Genomic DNA, 14,198 nt, shown 5'->3' on the forward strand with positions numbered 1-14,198 from the left:
GGCACATGGCGGGGACGGGGGCCGAGTGGCCCGAGGGACGCGCGGTGCCGTGGTGCGGCGCGCTCGGCGTGCCGGGCCGCGCGCCCGGCGCGAGACGTCGCTCACACCCGCCCTGAGCAGGGCGTATCTCGCATGAGCGTGCGCCCCATGCGCGGGCAAAGCCCCGTTTCCGAACAGCAAAGCGATATCCGCCGTCGGAGGGAGCCTTGGGCAAGCAACGTCCAAATCGCCTCCAACACTCGACAGGTCGGCTGCGTTCGTGCTGGTGGAGGCGTCCACTGGAGGCGAGGGGACAGACCGTCCCCCCACCTTCAGCGGAACGTGAGGAGCCGGCATGAGCGAGACCACCGGACAGGCCGGTCACCGCGGCGCGGCGACCGCCGTCGTCAACGAGTCCTACTCCTTCGCCTGCATGCGCTGCGGGCACGGCTGGGAGCAGTCCTACGAGATAGAGCACCACACCGACGCCGACGGCAACGAGTTCGTGCTGTACGTGGCGGACGGCCGCGTCGTGCCGTCGCCGCTGAGCCGGCCCGCCTGCCGCAACTGCGACGGCCACGTCGTGCGGATCATGCGCCCGGGCCGGGTGGCCTCCGCGCAGAGCCACCTGCACGAGGGCGAGCAGCGCGGCCAGCAGCGTCCGGCGGGGCCCGCGGTGGCCCCGGCGTCCGAGTCCGCGCCCGGGGAGGAGGCGACGGCCCGGAAGCCGGAGGAGCACCACTGGCACCTGTCGGACCTGCTGCACCCGTTCCACCGCAAGGCGGGCTGAGCCGGCCAACCGCGAGGGCGGGCTGAGCGAGGCGGGTCGAGCCGGCCACCGGGAGGGCGGGCGGAGCCGATCACGGAAAGGCGGGCTGGGCCGGCCACCGGCAGGGGTGCTGGGCCGGCCGGTCCGCGCCGGCGGTGAGGGCATGCCCCTTTCGTAGGATCGAGACATGCCTTCGAACGCCGACAAGAACGCGGCGCCCCCGCTTCCGGAGCCCCTCCGGACCCCGGTCGCCGACTCCCACACCCACCTCGACATGCAGTCCGGCACCGTCGAGGAGGGCCTGGCCAAGGCGGCGTCGGTGGGCGTGACCACGGTCGTCCAGGTCGGCTGCGACGTGGCAGGCTCGCGCTGGGCCGCCGAGACGGCCGCGGCCCACGCGCACGTCCACGCCGCTGTCGCCCTGCACCCGAACGAGGCGCCGCGCATCGTCCACGGCGACCCCGACGGCTGGTCGCGGCAGGGCGCCCGCGAGCCCGGCGGTGCGGCGGCCCTCGACGCGGCGCTCGCCGAGATCGACCGGCTGGCCGCGCTGCCCCAGGTCAAGGGCGTCGGCGAGACCGGCCTGGACTACTTCCGCACCGGCCCGGAGGGCAAGGAGGCCCAGGAGCGGTCCTTCCGCGCCCACATCGAGATCGCCAAGCGGCACGGCAAGGCCCTGGTCATCCACGACCGGGAGGCCCACGCCGACGTCCTGCGCATCCTCAAGGAGGAGGGCGCCCCCGAGCGGACCGTCTTCCACTGCTACTCGGGCGACGCGGAGATGGCCGAGGTGTGCGCCCGCGCGGGCTACTTCATGTCCTTCGCCGGGAACGTCACCTTCAAGAACGCGCAGAACCTGCGGGACGCCCTGGCCGTCGCCCCGCTGGAGCTGGTGCTGGTGGAGACCGACGCGCCGTTCCTCACCCCGGCGCCGTTCCGCGGCCGGCCGAACGCGCCGTATCTGATCCCGGTCACGGTGCGGGCGATGGCCGCCGTGCGGGGCATCGACGAGGACGCGATGGCGGCGGCCCTGGCCGCGAACACCGCCCGCGCCTTCGGCTACTGACCGTCACGGTGGGCACCCTGTGTAGTCGCGCCGCTTTGGAGAGTGACCATCGCTCCGCTAGGTTCTGGGGCTCCGATCCGACCGCTCGGACCCCGCCCTGTGGAGTGTGCCTGCGTGAGCAGCCCGCCGTACGAGACGTCCCGCCCGCCCTACGAGACGTACCGCCCGTCGTACGAGACGTCCCGCCTGCCGTATGAGCCCTGCGGCCCGTCGTACGAGGCGTACGACGCGACCGCCGGGACCTCTGGGACCTCTGGGACCTCCGGGATCCCCGGGACGACCCTCGGGACGGTCGGTGCCGGTGGGGCCGATGGGGCCGGTGAACCGGAGGCTTCGGTTCCCCGGCCGGCGGGGCGCGGTGATGCGCGGCGGGGCGCGCGGCGGCGCCGCACGCGCCCTGTGCGGCGGCCGGAGACGAACGTGCGGCGGCTGCTGCCGCAGGCCCTGGTGGTGGCGTTCCTGGCGGGCGGCACCACCGCCTTCGTCGCCCAGGACAAGCCGGTCGGGCTCACCGTCGACGGCCGGCCGCGCACCCTGCACACCTTCGCCGACGACGTGTCCGAACTCCTCGCCGAGGAAGGCGTGCCGCTCGGCCCGCACGACCGGGTCACGCCCGCGCCCGGCACCCCGCTCGTCGCCGGCCGGCAGGTCGCGGTGCGCCACGGCCGGCCGGTGCGCCTCACGCTCGACGGGCAGCGGCACGAGGTGTGGACGACGGCGCGCACGGTGGACGGGGCGCTGCGGCAGTGGGGCGTGCGCGCGGAGGGCGCGTACCTGTCCACCACACGCTCGCAGGCCATCTCGCGCGCCGGCCTCCCGCTCCACGTGCGCACCGAGCGCTCGGTGACGATCATGGCGGACGGCCGGCCGCGCACGGTACGCACCAACGCGGCCACCGTGCGGGAGGCGGTGGAGCAGGCCGGGATCGTCCTGCGCGGGGAGGACACCACCTCCGTCCCGCTGGACAGCTTCCCGCGCGACGGGCAGACCGTCACCGTGCTGCGGATCACCGGGGCGCGGGAGGTGCGCGAGGAGCCGATCCCGTTCGCCGTGCGGCGCACCGACGACCCGACGCTGCCGAGGGGCACGGAGGTGATCGAGCAGGACGGGCAGCCGGGAGTGCGCCGGGTCACCTACACGGTGCGCGCCGTCAACGGCGTACGGCAGCGGCCCCGGCTCGTGGGGTCCGAGGTGGTGCGCGCGCCGCGGACGCGGATCGTCCGGGTCGGCACCCGCCCCCACCCCCGCTCGGTGCACGGCACCGACCACCTCGACTGGCAGGGCCTCGCCCGGTGCGAGTCCGGGGGGCGGGCGGACGCGGTGGACGACTCCGGCACCTACGGCGGGCTGTACCAGCTGGACGAGGAGACCTGGCACCGCCTCGGCGGCCGCGGCCGTCCGCAGGACGCCTCCGCCGAGGAGCAGACCTACCGCGCCAAGAAGCTGTACCTGAGCCGGGGCACGAGCCCCTGGCCGCACTGCGGGGCGCGGCTGACGGACCCGGCGCGGTGAGGGGCCGGGAGCCGTGCCCCCGAGCGCGGTGACGCGGCGAGGACCGTGACGGGCCGGGGGCCGCCACGGGTCAGGGGCCGCGAGGGGCCAGGGGCCGTGACGGGCCTGAGGGCACGGACGGTCGGAGGGCGCTGAGGGCACGGACGGACGGAGGGCGCGGCGCACCCCCGTACCCTTGTGCCGTGAGCAGCCCCACCCCCGACGCCCTGCTGGGTCCCGCCGACGTCCGCGAGCTGGCGGCGGCCCTCGGCGTACGCCCCACCAAACAGCGCGGCCAGAACTTCGTCATCGACGCGAACACCGTCCGCCGCATCGTCCGCACCGCGGGCGTCCGACCCGAGGACGTGGTCGTCGAGGTCGGCCCGGGGCTCGGCTCCCTCACCCTGGCCCTGCTGGAGGCCGCCGACCGCGTCACCGCCGTCGAGATCGACGACGTGCTCGCCGCGGCGCTGCCCGCCACGATCGGCGCCCGCATGCCCGAGCGCGCCGACCGGTTCGCGCTCGTCCACTGCGACGCCCTGCACGTCACCGAGCTGCCGGGCCCCGCCCCGACGGCACTGGTGGCGAACCTGCCCTACAACGTCGCCGTGCCCGTGCTGCTGCACATGCTCGACACGTTCCCGAGCATCGAACGCACCCTCGTCATGGTGCAGTCGGAGGTCGCCGACCGGCTCGCCGCCGCGCCCGGCTCGAAGGTGTACGGGGTGCCGTCGGTGAAGGCGAACTGGTACGCCGAGGTCAAGCGGGCGGGGGCCATCGGCCGCAACGTCTTCTGGCCCGCGCCGAACGTCGACAGCGGCCTGGTGTCGCTGGTGCGGCGCACCGAGCCGATCAAGACGACGGCCACCAAGGACGAGGTCTTCGCCGTCGTCGACGCCGCCTTCGCCCAGCGCCGCAAGACCCTGCGGGCCGCGCTGGCCGGCTGGGCGGGATCGGCGGCGGCCGCCGAGGCGGCGCTGGTGGCCGCCGGTGTCTCGCCGCAGGCGCGGGGCGAGGCGCTGACGGTGGAGGAGTTCGCGCGCATCGCAGAGCACAAGGAGCCCGGAAACCAGTGAGCGTCACCGTCCGTGTCCCCGCCAAGGTCAACGTCCAGCTCGCGGTGGGCGCCGCCCGCCCCGACGGCTTCCACGACCTGGCGAACGTCTTCCTGGCGGTCGGCCTGTACGACGAGGTCACCGTCACCGAGGCCGACGAGCTGCGGGTGACCTGCGAGGGTCCGGACGCCGGCCAGGTCCCGCTGGACCGGACGAACCTCGCCGCCCGCGCGGCTCAGAAGCTCGCCGAGCGCCACGGCCGCACTCCGGACGTCCACCTCCACATCGCCAAGGACATCCCCGTGGCCGGCGGCATGGCGGGCGGCAGCGCGGACGGCGCGGGCGCGCTGGTGGCCTGCGACGCGCTGTGGGGCACGGGCGCCTCGCGCGAGGAACTGCTCGACATCTGCGCCGAGCTGGGCAGCGACGTGCCGTTCAGCCTGGTCGGCGGGGCGGCGCTGGGCACCGGGCGCGGGGGGCGGCTGACGCCGCTGGAGGTGGGCGGCACCTTCCACTGGGTGTTCGCCCTCGCCGACGGCGGGCTGTCCACACCGGCGGTGTACGGCGAGTTCGGCCGGCTGGCGCAGGGAAGGGACATCCCCGAGCCGGTGGCCTCGCAGGAGCTGCTGGCCGCGCTGGCCAAGGGGGACGTGCACGCGCTCGCGGCCGCGCTCTCCAACGACCTCCAGCCGGCCGCGCTGTCCCTGCGGCCGTCGCTGGCGGACACGCTGGCCGCGGGCCGTGCGGCGGGGGCGCTGGCGGGGCTGGTGTCACGACGGCGTTCCTCGCGGCGGACGCCGAGTCGGCGGCTGCGGTGGCGGAGGCGCTGCGGGCGTCGGGGACGTGCCGTGCGGCCCGGGTCGCCGAGTCTCGGCGACCGGGGCGACGGTGGTCTGATCGGGGCTCAGAGGTCGTCGACGGCGGTCGGGTCGATGTCGATGGGGCAGGGCTTGTCGACCTCGATCCGGTCGCGGTGCATGCCCAGTCGGTGCTCTGCGGACTCGGCGGTCATGGTTCCTCCCATGAACGGGATCCTGCTGCCCGCCCTCCAGGTAGCCGCCGCTCCCCGATCACGTCACCACATAGAGTGACCATCCCCTCGCGCGCCGCGCCCTTCCCCCGAGGCCCTACGCTTGAAGGCTGACCCACCCCCCTGTACAGGAGCGAAATGGCCGTCAACCTCGTCAATGTCGAGAACGTCAGCAAGGTGTACGGCACGCGTGCCCTGCTCGACGGTGTGTCACTCGGCGTGTCCGAGGGCGACCGGATCGGCGTCGTCGGCCGCAACGGCGACGGCAAGACGACCCTGATCCGGATGCTGGCCAAGCTGGAGGAGGCCGACTCCGGACGGGTCACCCACTCCGGCGGGCTGCGGCTCGGCGTGCTCACCCAGCACGACTCCCTCGACCCCGAGGCCACCGTGCGGCACGAGGTCATCGGTGACATGGCCGACCACGAGTGGGCGGGCAACGCCAAGGTCAGGGACGTGCTGACCGGTCTGTTCGGCGGGCTGGACCTGCCCGGCTTCCCCAAGGGCCTGGACACCGTCATCGGCCCGCTGTCCGGTGGCGAGCGGCGGCGCATCGCGCTGGCCAAGCTGCTCATCGAGGAGCAGGACGTGCTCGTCCTGGACGAGCCCACCAACCACCTCGACGTCGAGGGCATCGCCTGGCTGGCGCGGCACCTGCGCGAGCGCCGCTCGGCGCTGGTGTGCGTCACCCACGACCGGTGGTTCCTGGACCAGGTGTGCACCCGCATGTGGGACGTGCAGCGCGGCACCGTCTACGAGTACGAGGGCGGCTACTCCGACTACGTCTTCGCCCGCGCCGAGCGCGAGCGCATCGCCGCGAGCGAGGAGGCCAAGCGGCAGAACCTGATCCGCAAGGAGCTGGCGTGGCTGCGGCGCGGCGCCCCGGCCCGCACCTCCAAGCCGCGATTCCGCGTCGAGGCCGCCAACGAGCTGATCAAGGACGTGCCGCCGCCCCGGGACCGCAGCGAGCTGATGAAGTTCGCCTCCTCCCGGCTCGGCAAGACCGTCTTCGACCTGGAGGACGTGACCGTCCAGGCCGGCCCCAAGGTGCTGCTGGAGCACGTCACCTGGCAGCTCGGCCCCGGCGACCGCGTCGGTCTGGTCGGCGTCAACGGCGCCGGCAAGACCTCCCTGCTGCGGGCCATGGAGCAGGCCGCGCGCACCGAGGGCGAGGCGCAGCCCGCGGGCGGCCGGATCGCCGTCGGCCGCACGGTGAAGCTGGCGTACCTGTCGCAGGAGGTCGGGGAACTCGACCCGGACTGGCGGGTGCTGGAGGCCGTGCAGCGGGTGCGTGAGCGCGTCGACCTCGGCAAGGGGCGGGAGATGACCGCCGGGCAGCTGTGCGAGACGTTCGGCTTCGGCAAGGAGAAGCAGTGGACGCCGGTGGGTGACCTGTCCGGCGGTGAGCGGCGGCGGCTGCAGCTGCTGCGCCTGCTGATGGGCGAGCCCAACGTCCTCTTCCTCGACGAGCCCACCAACGACCTCGACATCGAGACCCTCACCCAGCTCGAGGACCTGCTCGACGGCTGGCCCGGCTCGATGATCGTCATCTCCCACGACCGGTTCTTCGTCGAGCGCACCACCGACACCGTCTACGCGCTGCTCGGCGACGGCACCCTGCGGATGCTGCCGCGCGGCATCGACGAGTACCTGGAGCGCAGGCAGCGCATGGAGCAGCGGGCCGCGGCCACCGCTGCCGCGCCCGCCGCCGAGAAGGCCGGGACAGACGCGCAGACGCAGAAGCCGGAGAAGAGCGCCGCCGAGCTGCGCGCCGCGAAGAAGGAACTCCAGAAGGTCGAGCGGCAGTTGGACCGCGTCTCGGAGAAGGAGACCAAGCTGCACGCCCAGATCGCCGAGCACGCCACCGACTTCGCGAAGGTCGCCGAACTCGACGCCGAGCTGCGCGCGTTGACGGCCGAGCGCGAGGAGCTGGAGTTGCGCTGGCTGGAACTCGCCGAGGACGCCCAGTGATCGAGCCGCCGAGGGGGCGTGTGAAGGCGGGCGCGCGCGCCGCGTGAAAGGCGCGTGAAGGACCGTAACGGCGGTATCACGAGCCGGTCCGCCCTTGGGCACAGGGGCGGTCACGGCCCGGTCTGCTGTCGGCGGCGGGTGATATGAAAGAGCCGTCCGAGAACTGTCCGATTCATGTGAGCAGTACGACTCTGGGTCCTTCGTGAATCTCAGGGCGTGGCGAAAAATCAGTGAACGAGGGGGAGACGCGCTGATGACTCAGCCGCCCAACCAGCCGCCGCAGGGCCCTCCGGGGGCACCCGAACCACAGGACGGGCCCCCGCAGCCCTCCCCGCCGCCCGGCGGTGGTTTCGGCATCCCCGGATGCGTCCGTGGGGGGACTGGGGGGTTGCTCGATGGGAGTGCGGCTCATGGTGGTCGACGACCACCGACTGCTCGCCGAGGCGCTGGCCTCGGCGCTGAAGCTGCGCGGGCACCGGGTGCTGGCCGCCGCGGCGCCGGCCGCGGGCGCGGCGGACCTGGTGATCAGCCGGGCGCCGGAGGTGTGCCTGCTGGGCACGGCCGCACCGGCCGAGCCGGGCACGTTCGACCCGGTGGTGAAGATCAAGCGGGAGCGTCCGCAGGTCGCGGTGGTCGTGCTGGGGCCGGTGCCCTCGCCGCGCGGCATCGCCGCGGCGTTCGCCGCGGGCGCCTCGGGCTACGTCCGCCACGACGAGCGCATCGAGGGCGTGGAGCGGGCGATCATGAAGGCGCGGGCGGGGGAGGCGGCGGTGGCCCCGCAACTGCTGCAGGGGGCCTTCGGCGAGCTGCTGAACCCGGCCGACCAGCCCGACGACGAGGGGCAGCGGCTGCTGCGGATGCTCACCCCGCGGGAGGTGGAGGTGCTGGCCAGAGTCGCCGAGGGCGAGGACACGCGGCTGATCGCGGCGCGCATGGGCATCGCGCCGAGCACGGCCCGTACGCATGTGCAGCGCGTGCTGATGAAGCTGGGGGTGGGCTCCCGCCTGGAGGCCGCGGCCCTGGCGGCCCGCACGGGCCTGCTGGACCGCGCCGGCCACCAGGGCTGAGCGTCACCGAGTGAGCCAGAGAGAGCGGTGCCCTAGTCGGACTCCGTCTCCTGCGGGGGAACTATCGGCCGCAGCTTGAGCCACACCAGGAAGAACACCCCCAGGACCAGCATCCCGATGCCGGTCCACAGGTTGATGTTCACCCCCTGGGCCTTGTCGATGGCCGCCTGGGAGTCGGTGATCCCGGTGATCGTGACGATGATCCCGTACAGCACGAACAGGCCGCCGATGATCCGGCGCAGGTCGAAGATGCGCGCGGCGGTCGCGGACTTGCTCTCCAGCTCCTCGACCTCGCGCTGGACGTCGTGACCGGAGCGGTGTGCGGTGTTCTCGGACTCGGACATGGTCTTCCAATCCTCCCGCGATCAGAACGAGAACGGGATGTAGCAGAGGGCGGCGAGGACGACGGCGCCCCAGCCGAGCAGCGCGGGCCGGCGGTACCAGGCCGCGTCACCGGGCGCGGGCGGCTCGGACAGGCCCGGCGACCGGGTGCCGTAGACCAGGCCCTGCAGCTCCCGCTCCGGCTTGGGCTTGGTGAACAGCGACACCGCCACCATGACCACCGCGCCGGCGACGAACCCGGCGATCGCGGAGACGAAGTTGGCGCCCTGGTCGGAGGGGAGGTGGATGATGTCCTTCTTGTACAGGACGAAGTAGTTCACCATCGCGGCGGTGGTGCCGGCGAGCAGCCCCCAGAAGCCGGACTTCATCGACGCGCGCTTCCAGAACATGCCGACGATGAACACCACGAACATCGGCACGTTGAAGAAGGAGAACAGCGTCTGCAGGTAGCTCATGATGTTCGAGAACGACGACGCCAGGAACGCGGTGCCGACGGAGGCGAGCACGCCGATGGCGGTGATGAGCCGGCCGAAGCGGACGTAGTAGGAGTCCTCGCGGTCCTTGACGACGTACTTGGCCCAGATGTCGGTGGTGAACACCGTGTTGAACGACGACACGTTGGCCGCCATGCCGGCCATGAAGGCGGCGAGCAGACCGGTCACCGCGATGCCGAGGACGCCGTTGGGCAGCAGCTCCTGCATCAGGTAGGGGATGGCGTCGTTGTACTGCAGCCCGGAGCCGGAGGTGCCGATCTTCGGCACCAGGGCGGCGGCGGCCAGGCCGGGGATCATCACCAGGAAGACGATGAAGATCTTCGGGAACGCGGCGATCAGCGGGGTGCGCTGGGCGGCGGAGAGGTTCTTCGCGGACAGCGCGCGCTGCACCTCGGCGAAGTTGGTCGTCCAATAACCGAACGACAGCACGAAGCCGAGGCCGAGGACGATGGTGAGCCAGTTGGCGCCGAGCGGGTTGGCGTGGCCGATGCCGGTGCCGCCCCAGGCGGTGGTGAAGTCGTGCCCGTGGGTGGCGGTCAGCTTGTGGGTCAGGCCGTCCCAGCCGCCCACCTTCTTCAGGCTGAGGACCACGATCGGGATGAGCGCCGCGAGGATCACGAAGAACTGCAGCACCTCGTTGTAGATCGCGGAGGACAGTCCGCCGAGGGTGATGTAGGCCAGGACGAAGAAGCCGGCGACCACGATCGCCACCCACTGCGGCCAGCCCAGCAGCGCCTGCACGACGATCGCCAGGGCGTAGAGGTTGACACCGGCGATCAGGATGGCCGCGAAGGCGAACAGGATCGAACTGAGCAGGTGGGCGCCCTTGTCGAAGCGCAGCAGCAGGAACTCGGGGACGGAGCGCACCTTGCTGCCGTAGTAGAACGGCATCATCACCAGGCCGAGGAAGACCATGGCCGGGATCGCGCCGATCCAGTACCAGTGCACGGTGTAGGCGCCGTACTGGGCGCTGTTGGCGGCCATGCCGAGGATCTCGGTGGCGGCGAGGTTGGCGGAGATGAACGCCAGGCCGGTGATCCAGGCGGGCAGAGAGCGCCCGGAGAGGAAGAAGTCCAGGCTGGTCTTCACCGAGCGGCGCGCGGCGAAGCCGATGCCGAGGACGACGGCGAAGTAGATGCCGAGGATCGCGTAGTCCAGGCCATTGGTGGGGAGGCGTAGCTCCGCCGCCAGGTAAGCGGGCGCGTATGTGGGGGTGTGCATGAGAACTCGCTTCGTTGCGCGAACTGATCCAGCGGGGAACCTACGCCTTCGCCTTCAGAAAATGAACACTTTTGTTGGTGGTCTTTGTTCGATTGTGATGTGACCGGGTGTCGGTGCGGCCCGGTCGCGGCCCGGGCTGTGCGGTCGGCGCTGCGGTGATCTTTGATGGTGGGTTGTGGCGTGTTATGTTTGATTGTGTTGGGTGATGGAGCGTGCAGCTAGGGATCCAGTGGGGAGACCGCCCGTGAAGAAGACCTCGACCCGGCTGGCCGACGGTCGTGAACTCATCTACTACGACCTGCGGGACGACACCGTGCGGGACGCGGTCGACCGGCGCCCGCTGGAGCGGACCGTCACCACCTCCGAGATCCGCCGCGACGACCTGCTCGGCGACGCCGTCGCCGTCGCCTCCCACCGCCAGGGCCGCACCTACCACCCGCCGGCCGACGAGTGCCCCCTGTGCCCCACCCGCGGCGACCGCCTGACCGAGATCCCGGACTCGGCCTACGACGTGGTGGTCTTCGAGAACCGCTTCCCCTCCCTGGCCGGCGACTCCGGCCGCTGCGAGGTGGTCTGCTTCACCTCCGACCACGACGCCTCCTTCGCCGACCTGACCGACGAGCAGGCCCGGCTGGTCCTGGACGCCTGGACCGACCGCACCTCCGAGCTGTCCCATCTCCCCTCCGTCAAGCAGGTGTTCTGCTTCGAGAACCGCGGCGAGGAGATCGGCGTGACCCTCGGCCACCCGCACGGCCAGATCTACGCCTATCCGTTCGTCACCCCGCGCACCGCGCTGATGCTGCGCTCCCTGGCCGCCCACAAGCAGGCCAGCGGCGGCGGCAACCTCTTCGACGCCGTCCTGGAGCGGGAACTGGCCGCCGAGCGCGTGGTGCTGGCCACCGACCACTGGGTGGCCTTCGTGCCGTACGCCGCGCACTGGCCCTACGAGGTGCACCTCTACCCCCGGCGCCGCGTCCCCGACCTGCTCGCGCTGGAGGAGGGGGCCCGCACGGAGTTCCCCCAGGTCTATCTGGAACTCTTGAGGCGCTTCGACCGGATCTTCGACGGCGGGGAGAAGGAAGGCACCGGGCGCGGACGTCCGACGCCGTACATCGCGGCCTGGCACCAGGCTCCGTTCGGCGCGCTGGAGGACGTCGACGGCGTGGTCCGCGAGGACTTCGCCCTGCACCTGGAGCTTTTCACCATCCGCCGCACGTCCGGCAAGCTGAAGTTCCTCGCGGGTTCCGAGTCGGGCATGAGCGTGTTCATCAACGACGTGCCGCCGGAGCGCGCGGCCGAGCGACTGCGAGAGGTGGCGAGTTGATGCCCGGGAAGTACCTGGTGACCGGCGGTGCGGGCTATGTCGGGAGTGTGGTGGCCCAGCACCTGCTGGAGGCCGGACACGAGGTCGTCGTGCTCGACAACCTCTCGACGGGCTTCCGCGAGGGCGTGCCCGCCGGCGCCTCCTTCGTCGAGGGCGACATCCGCGACGCCGCCAAGTGGCTGGACGCCTCCTTCGACGCCGTCCTGCACTTCGCGGCGTTCTCGCAGGTCGGCGAGTCGGTGGTGAAGCCGGAGAAGTACTGGGAGAACAACGTCGGCGGCACCATGGCGCTGCTCGCCGCGATGCGCGAGGCCGGTGTGCGCCGGCTCGTGTTCTCCTCCACCGCCGCCACCTACGGCGAGCCGGTGAGCACCCCGATCACCGAGACCGACCCGACCGCCCCCACCTCCCCCTACGGCGCCTCCAAGCTCGCCGTCGACCACATGATCACCGGTGAGGCGGCCGCCCACGGCCTGGGCGCGGTCTCGCTGCGCTACTTCAACGTGGCCGGCGCCTACGGCCGCTTCGGCGAGCGCCACGACCCCGAGTCGCACCTGATCCCGCTGGTCCTCCAGGTCGCCCTGGGCCGCCGCGAGGCGATCTCCGTCTTCGGCGACGACTACCCCACCCCGGACGGCACCTGCGTGCGCGACTACATCCACGTCGCCGACCTCGCCGAGGCCCACCTGCTGGCCCTGAAGGCCGCACGGCCCGGCGAGCACCTGATCTGCAACCTCGGCAACGGCAACGGCTTCTCCGTCCGCGAGGTCATCGAGACGGTCCGCCAGGTCACCGGCCACCCGATCCCCGAGGTCGTGGCGCCGCGCCGGGGCGGCGACCCGGCGGTGCTGGTGGCCTCGGCCGCCACCGCCCGGGACAAGCTCGGCTGGAACCCGTCCCGCGCGGACCTCGCGGGAATCGTCGCGGACGCCTGGGAGTTCGCACAGCACATCGCGAAGGAGCGGTAAGTGGCGACAGAGCAGGCCCAGCGGGTGCGGGACGGCTTCAGAGCGCTGTACGGCGGCGAACCGGACGGCGTGTGGGCGGCCCCGGGCCGGGTCAACCTCATCGGCGAGCACACCGACTACAACGACGGCTTCGTGATGCCCTTCGCGCTGCCGCACACCGCCGTCGCGGCCGTGGCGCTGCGCACCGACGGCGTGCTGCGCCTGCACTCGGCGGACATGCCGGGCGACCCGGTCGAGGTGCGCGTCGCCGAGCTGGCCCCCGCGGCCGCCCAGGGCTGGACGGCCTACCCGGCGGGCGTGGTGTGGGCGCTGCGCGAGGCCGGCCACGAGGTACCGGGCGCCGACATCCACCTGGCCTCGACGGTCCCCTCGGGCGCGGGCCTGTCCTCCTCGGCCGCGCTGGAGGTCGTCGTCGCCCTGGCCCTGAACGACCTGTGCGGGCTGGGCCTGAAGGGCTGGCAGCTGGCCCGCCTGTGCCAGCGCGCCGAGAACGTCTACGTCGGCGCGCCCACCGGCATCATGGACCAGACGGCCGCGGCCTGCTGCCGGGCCGGCCACGCCCTGTTCCTCGACACCCGCGACCTGTCCCAGCGTCAGATCCCCTTCGACCTGGCTGGCCGGGGCCTGCGGCTGCTGGTGGTGGACACGCAGGTCAAGCACGCCCACAGCGACGGCGAGTACGGCAAGCGCCGGGCGGGCTGCGAGAAGGGCGCGGCGCTGCTGGGCGTGGACGCGCTGCGGGACGTCCCCTACGACGACCTGGACGCGGCGCTGGCCCGGCTGGGCGACGAGGAGGAGGTCCGCCGCCTGGTCCGGCACGTCGTCACGGAGAACGCGCGGGTCGAACGGGTGGTGTCCCTGCTGGAGTCCGGCGAGACCCGCGCCATCGGCCCGGTCCTGACCGAGGGCCACGCCTCTCTGCGCGACGACTTCCGCATCTCCTGCCCCGAGCTGGACCTGATCGTCGACACGGCCCTCGCCGCCGGCGCCCTGGGCGCCCGGATGACCGGCGGCGGCTTCGGCGGCTCGGCGGTCGTCCTCGTCGAGGAGGGCGACGTCCCCACGCTGACCAAGGCGATCGAGGAGGCGTTCGCGGGCGCCGGCTTCACGGCCCCCCGCGTTTTCGAGGCGGTGGCCTCGGCGGGGGCACGGCGGCTGATCTGACGGCATGGCACTGTGCTCGGGCGGCCCTGCGGTCGGACGGTCCTGCGGCAGGGGCGCCCCCGAGGCGGGGTGCTCCTGCGGTCGAGCGGCCCTGCGGTCGGACGGCTCTTGCGGTAGGGCGGCCCCGTGATCGGGCGGGTTCTGTCACGGGTCGGCCCCGTGATGGGGCCGGTTCTGGCACGGGGTGGTCGTGCGGCGGCTCTTTCACATCTGACGCTCTCCGCGGCTCTCCTCATCTTGTTCTTGTTGTGACCCTC

At 72.6% G+C, this 14,198-nt stretch carries 11 protein-coding genes and 1 pseudogene; 10 read left to right on the top strand and 2 right to left on the bottom strand.

The features are described 5' to 3' along the window. The first annotated feature begins 334 nt into the window (after positions 1-334). The 7 genes and pseudogenes from GV126_RS20440 (at position 335) to GV126_RS20470 (ending at position 8,428) form a co-directional block, all read left to right on the top strand. Positions 335-769: a hypothetical protein gene (locus GV126_RS20440; RefSeq protein ID WP_159668857.1), complete on the top strand. Its 435-nt coding sequence runs from the start codon at positions 335-337 to the stop codon at positions 767-769. Positions 770-935: 166 nt separating this feature from the next. Beyond that, positions 936-1,814 (top strand): TatD family hydrolase, encoded by an 879-nt coding sequence (locus GV126_RS20445; RefSeq protein ID WP_159668860.1) that lies wholly within the window; start codon positions 936-938, stop codon positions 1,812-1,814. A 99-nt stretch (positions 1,815-1,913) separates the two neighbouring features. Further along, positions 1,914-3,326 (top strand): resuscitation-promoting factor, encoded by a 1,413-nt coding sequence (locus GV126_RS20450; protein WP_236570057.1) that lies wholly within the window; start codon positions 1,914-1,916, stop codon positions 3,324-3,326. A 182-nt stretch (positions 3,327-3,508) separates the two neighbouring features. Further along, positions 3,509-4,381: a 16S rRNA (adenine(1518)-N(6)/adenine(1519)-N(6))-dimethyltransferase RsmA gene (rsmA, locus tag GV126_RS20455; RefSeq protein WP_159668862.1), complete on the top strand. Its 873-nt coding sequence runs from the start codon at positions 3,509-3,511 to the stop codon at positions 4,379-4,381. Next, positions 4,378-5,243, top strand: a pseudogene (locus GV126_RS20460) (4-(cytidine 5'-diphospho)-2-C-methyl-D-erythritol kinase); the annotation flags it as partial. The gene rsmA and the pseudogene GV126_RS20460, both read left to right, overlap by 4 nt. 285 nt (positions 5,244-5,528) lie before the next feature. Then, a complete protein-coding gene (locus GV126_RS20465) occupies positions 5,529-7,361 on the top strand; it encodes an ABC-F family ATP-binding cassette domain-containing protein (RefSeq protein WP_159668864.1) in 1,833 nt (610 codons plus the stop codon). 395 nt (positions 7,362-7,756) lie between these two features. Beyond that, positions 7,757-8,428, top strand: coding sequence for a helix-turn-helix transcriptional regulator (locus tag GV126_RS20470; RefSeq protein ID WP_159668867.1), 672 nt, complete (start codon positions 7,757-7,759; stop codon positions 8,426-8,428). A gap of 32 nt (positions 8,429-8,460) precedes the next feature. Here GV126_RS20470 and GV126_RS20475 read toward each other — a convergent pair whose 3' ends face one another. Both GV126_RS20475 and GV126_RS20480 read right to left on the bottom strand, forming a co-directional pair. Further along, positions 8,461-8,772: a hypothetical protein gene (locus tag GV126_RS20475; RefSeq protein ID WP_159668869.1), complete on the bottom strand. Its 312-nt coding sequence runs from the start codon at positions 8,770-8,772 to the stop codon at positions 8,461-8,463. A 21-nt stretch (positions 8,773-8,793) separates the two neighbouring features. Further along, positions 8,794-10,485 carry a sodium:solute symporter family protein gene (locus GV126_RS20480; RefSeq protein WP_159668872.1) on the bottom strand — a complete coding sequence of 564 codons (1,692 nt, stop codon included), beginning with the start codon at positions 10,483-10,485 and terminating at the stop codon, positions 8,794-8,796. A gap of 244 nt (positions 10,486-10,729) precedes the next feature. Between GV126_RS20480 and galT the strand changes: the two genes are divergently transcribed. The 3 genes from galT to galK are packed head-to-tail and all read left to right on the top strand — an operon-like array spanning position 10,730 to position 13,941. Then, complete coding sequence (galT, locus tag GV126_RS20485; RefSeq protein ID WP_159668875.1) at positions 10,730-11,809, top strand: galactose-1-phosphate uridylyltransferase; 1,080 nt, start codon at positions 10,730-10,732, stop codon at positions 11,807-11,809. Then, complete coding sequence (gene galE / locus GV126_RS20490) at positions 11,809-12,777, top strand: UDP-glucose 4-epimerase GalE (RefSeq protein WP_159668878.1); 969 nt, start codon at positions 11,809-11,811, stop codon at positions 12,775-12,777. Before galT ends, galE begins: the two co-directional genes overlap by 1 nt. After that, complete coding sequence (galK, locus tag GV126_RS20495) at positions 12,778-13,941, top strand: galactokinase (protein WP_159668880.1); 1,164 nt, start codon at positions 12,778-12,780, stop codon at positions 13,939-13,941. Positions 13,942-14,198: the final 257 nt, after the last annotated feature.

Origin of the sequence: Streptomyces mexicanus, from assembly GCF_902506575.1 — a bacterium.
Taxonomy (GTDB): domain Bacteria; phylum Actinomycetota; class Actinomycetes; order Streptomycetales; family Streptomycetaceae; genus Streptomyces; species Streptomyces mexicanus.

What these genes read in the sequence shown, in the direction of transcription:
- GV126_RS20475 (WP_159668869.1), bottom strand. Translation starts at nt 8,772, where the DNA reads ATGTCCGAGTCCGAGAACACCGCACACCGCTCCGGTCACGACGTCCAG.
- GV126_RS20445 (WP_159668860.1), top strand. Translation starts at nt 936, where the DNA reads ATGCCTTCGAACGCCGACAAGAACGCGGCGCCCCCGCTTCCGGAGCCC.
- GV126_RS20480 (WP_159668872.1), bottom strand. Translation starts at nt 10,485, where the DNA reads ATGCACACCCCCACATACGCGCCCGCTTACCTGGCGGCGGAGCTACGC.
- GV126_RS20470 (WP_159668867.1), top strand. Translation starts at nt 7,757, where the DNA reads ATGGGAGTGCGGCTCATGGTGGTCGACGACCACCGACTGCTCGCCGAG.
- GV126_RS20440 (WP_159668857.1), top strand. Translation starts at nt 335, where the DNA reads ATGAGCGAGACCACCGGACAGGCCGGTCACCGCGGCGCGGCGACCGCC.
- GV126_RS20465 (WP_159668864.1), top strand. Translation starts at nt 5,529, where the DNA reads ATGGCCGTCAACCTCGTCAATGTCGAGAACGTCAGCAAGGTGTACGGC.
- galE (WP_159668878.1), top strand. Translation starts at nt 11,809, where the DNA reads ATGCCCGGGAAGTACCTGGTGACCGGCGGTGCGGGCTATGTCGGGAGT.